Below are 3,175 nucleotides of genomic sequence, written 5' to 3'. Positions count from 1 at the left end.
TGGGTGTAGGGGTAGTCGCTCTTGGCCACCCAGGGCTGCGATTCGAGCGGCAGACGGAAGCCGACCGGCGAGTCGCCCGGCACCAGGAAGCAGCGTTCGCCGCGCAGGAACCACGGGCTGGTTTGCCAGCGTCCCTTTAGCCTCGGGTGGCGCATCACCGGCAGCACATAGCCGATGGCCTTATCCAGGCCCTGGCCAAAGATCTCCGCCAGACGCGCACGTTCAAGGGGATCGTCAAGGCGCGCCGCATGCGGATCGACATTTATCGGCAGGCGGTGCTCACGCCACAGGTAGTAGAAGGCATCCTCGTAGGCCGGGAAAACATACTTCGCAGCCAGCCCCAGACGTTCGGCCAGAGCACGCAGGAAGCGACCGGCCAACACTTCATCGGCGCCGTAGTCGCGTGACTCGTCGGCGCACAAGGCCAGGTTCTTCCATACCGGTTGTCCGTCGCGCCGCCAGAAACAGTTGAGCGACCAGCGCGGTAGCGGCTCGCCCGGATACCACTTGCCCTGGCCGAAGTGCGTCAGCCCGTGGGGAGCATATTCTTTGCGCAGGCGATGAAACAGGTCGGCTGCACGTATACGCTTGGTCGGACCCATGGCGGCAGTGCTCCATTCGGCGCCGTCCGGGTCGTCTATGGCCACGAAGGTCGGTTCGCCACCCATGGTCAGGCGCACATCGCCACTAACCAGATCGTCATCGATGCGATGCCCCAGCGTTTCGATCGAGGACCATTGCTCATCGCTATAGGGCTTGGTAACTCGCGGCGCTTCCCAGACGCGCTCGATCTTCATGCTGTGCTCGAATACGCACTCGCATTCTTCGGTGGTGCCGGTAATTGGCGAGGCAGAAGATGGTTGTGGCGAGCACGCCACCGGGATATGTCCTTCGCCAGCGAACAGCCCGGACGTCGGATCGAGGCCGATCCAGCCTGCACCCGGCAAGAAGACCTCGCACCAGGCGTGCAGATCGGTGAAATCAATATCGGTGCCGGAAGGACCGTCCAGCGATTTCACGTCAGGCACCAGCTGAATCAGATAACCCGATACGAAACGCGCGGCCAGCCCGAGCTGGCGCAGCACCTCAACCAGCAGCCAGGCTGAATCCCGGCACGAACCGCTGCCCAGCTCGAGCGTTTGTTCGGGGCTTTGCACGCCCGGCTCCAGGCGAATAACGTAGGCGACGACCTGTTGCACCCGTCGGTTGATATCGACCAGGAAATCGACGCTGTTCATCGGTTCGACCGGGATCGTGTCGAGGAATCGGCGGACCAGCGGGGTTGGCGGCTGAGTGTACAGAAAAGGCTGTAACTCTTCGCGCAGATCTGCCTCGTACTTGAACGGAAATTTCTCGGCGTAGGATTCGGGGAAGAAGTCGAACGGGTTGATCACCGACATCGCGGCCACCAGATCGACTTCGACGCGGAACTCGCGCGTCTTCTCGGGGAATACAAGTCGCGCCAGATAATTGCCCTGCGGATCCTGCTGCCAGTTGATGAAGTGCTGGTCGGGCGTGACTTTCAGCGAATAGGCCAGGATCGGTGTGCGCGAATGCGGTGCCGGGCGCAGTCGAACGACCTGTGGCGAAAGCGCAACCGGGCGATCATAGCGATAATGCGTTACGTGATTGAGGGCAACATGAATCGACACGGCAAGCTCCGAAACAAAAAGGTCCGGTATCTTAATAGCAAGAGCCGCACCATGCTTTAATCATCGGATTCATCGGTATCTGATGATTTTCGCACCGAATCAGTGCTCGCGGTGACTATCACGCACCACGCGATAGCAAACGGCGATTCGATACGTTGCCCGGCCAAAGAACCGCAAACACCAAACCAAAGAATTCGAGCTACCCGTTGCGCCGACACTCGAAGCTGGCCTTATACTCCAAATCCATACCTGACCTTGCAGAATACGGTGGAAAAGAATGCGACGCCTCAATATCGCTCATGTAACAGAGTACTGGTACCCGACCCCGGTGACGCTCTTGCCGCATCGTTTGCGCATACGTCCCCTTGAAAGCCACAGCTTGAGAATCGAATCCTCAACACTGGAAATCTCCCCGGCGAATAGTGTTCGTTGGTATCAGGATGTGCTCGGAAATTCTGTCGCCCAAGTGAACTTTAACGAGATGTCCTCCTCGCTCCGCGTCCTGAGCGAAGTGATTATCTCGGTCTATGAAGATCCGCCGCTGGAGTTTTTGTTAGAAAATTTCGCGAGCAATTGCCCGTTTGACTACGCCATCGACGAGCAGCCCGATCTCGCGCCCTTTCAGCAGAGCGTTTATCCTAGCGATCGCGCAATGCTGCATGGCTGGCTTGGCAGACTGGGGCTGCTGAGGCGACCGATCGAAACGTTCACACTGCTTTTGCAGTTGAACTGTGAAATCGCCAACAATTTCAGCTATCAGATCCGCGAAGAAGAAGGGGTTCAGTCGCCGGCGCAGACGCTGAGTTTGAACAGCGGTTCATGTCGCGATTTTGCCGCGCTCTTCATCGAAGCCTGCCGCTACATGGGCCTGGCCAGCCGTTTCGTCAGCGGCTACCTGCATATGGCTGACAACGAGGCCGGAAATGCCACCACCCATGCCTGGGCCGAGGTTTACCTGCCCGGACCGGGGTGGAAAGGTTTTGATCCGACCAGCGGTCTGATCACCGGCAATCAGCACATCCCGGTCGCTGTGGCGCGACATCCTGAAGCCGTACCCCCAGTATCGGGAAGTTTCGTCGGTCCGGCCGGCCAACGTCCAGCGCTGACGGTATCCGTTCGGGTGAGTCAGCTCGGCGCGCTTCCGTGACGAGCCAAGCGCAGCTCGAGTTGCCGCTTCACGTCCGGCCATTCACTTGCGAGAATGCTGTAGATCACGGTGTCGCGTACCGTACCGTCGCGGCGAAGCTGGTGATGCCTGATGACTCCGTCCTTTCTGGCACCCAAAGCCTCGATGGCTCGCTGGGAAACCAGATTGAGAATGTCTGTTCGAAAGCCGACCACCTCGCACCCTAGCGAGTCGAACGCGTGACCGAGCAACAAGAGCTTGCACCCGGTGTTGATAAGGCCGCGCTGCCAGCGCTTTCCGTACCATGTGAAGCCGATCTCAACGCGATCGATTACAGGCACGATGTCGTAGTAGCGCGTCGTGCCGACGATCGTGCCACTCGTCAATTCCCGCACCG

General features: G+C 59.2%; 3 protein-coding genes. 1 reads left to right on the top strand and 2 read right to left on the bottom strand.

The genetic code is table 11. The annotated features are described in order from the left end of the window. Positions 1-1,652, bottom strand: a 1,652-nt coding sequence (locus PROAA_RS10225) for a transglutaminase family protein (RefSeq protein ID WP_186411242.1), incomplete at its 3' end; no start/stop codon positions are given. Between the two features lie 277 nt (positions 1,653-1,929). Between PROAA_RS10225 and PROAA_RS10220 the strand changes: the two genes are divergently transcribed. Further along, entirely contained in the window at positions 1,930-2,799 is an 870-nt protein-coding gene (locus PROAA_RS10220) for a transglutaminase family protein (RefSeq protein ID WP_186411241.1), read from the top strand. On the opposite strand, the gene PROAA_RS10215 is transcribed toward PROAA_RS10220, so the two are convergent. Further along, a partial coding sequence (locus tag PROAA_RS10215; RefSeq protein ID WP_222102208.1) for a GNAT family N-acetyltransferase occupies positions 2,778-3,175 on the bottom strand: 398 nt, incomplete at its 5' end. The genes PROAA_RS10220 and PROAA_RS10215 overlap by 22 nt on opposite strands.

It is taken from the genome of Candidatus Propionivibrio aalborgensis (assembly GCF_900089945.1).
GTDB lineage: Bacteria > Pseudomonadota > Gammaproteobacteria > Burkholderiales > Rhodocyclaceae > Propionivibrio > Propionivibrio aalborgensis.
The sequence above is the reverse complement of the archived record's forward strand: the minus strand, read 5'-3'. Positions and strand labels throughout refer to the sequence as shown.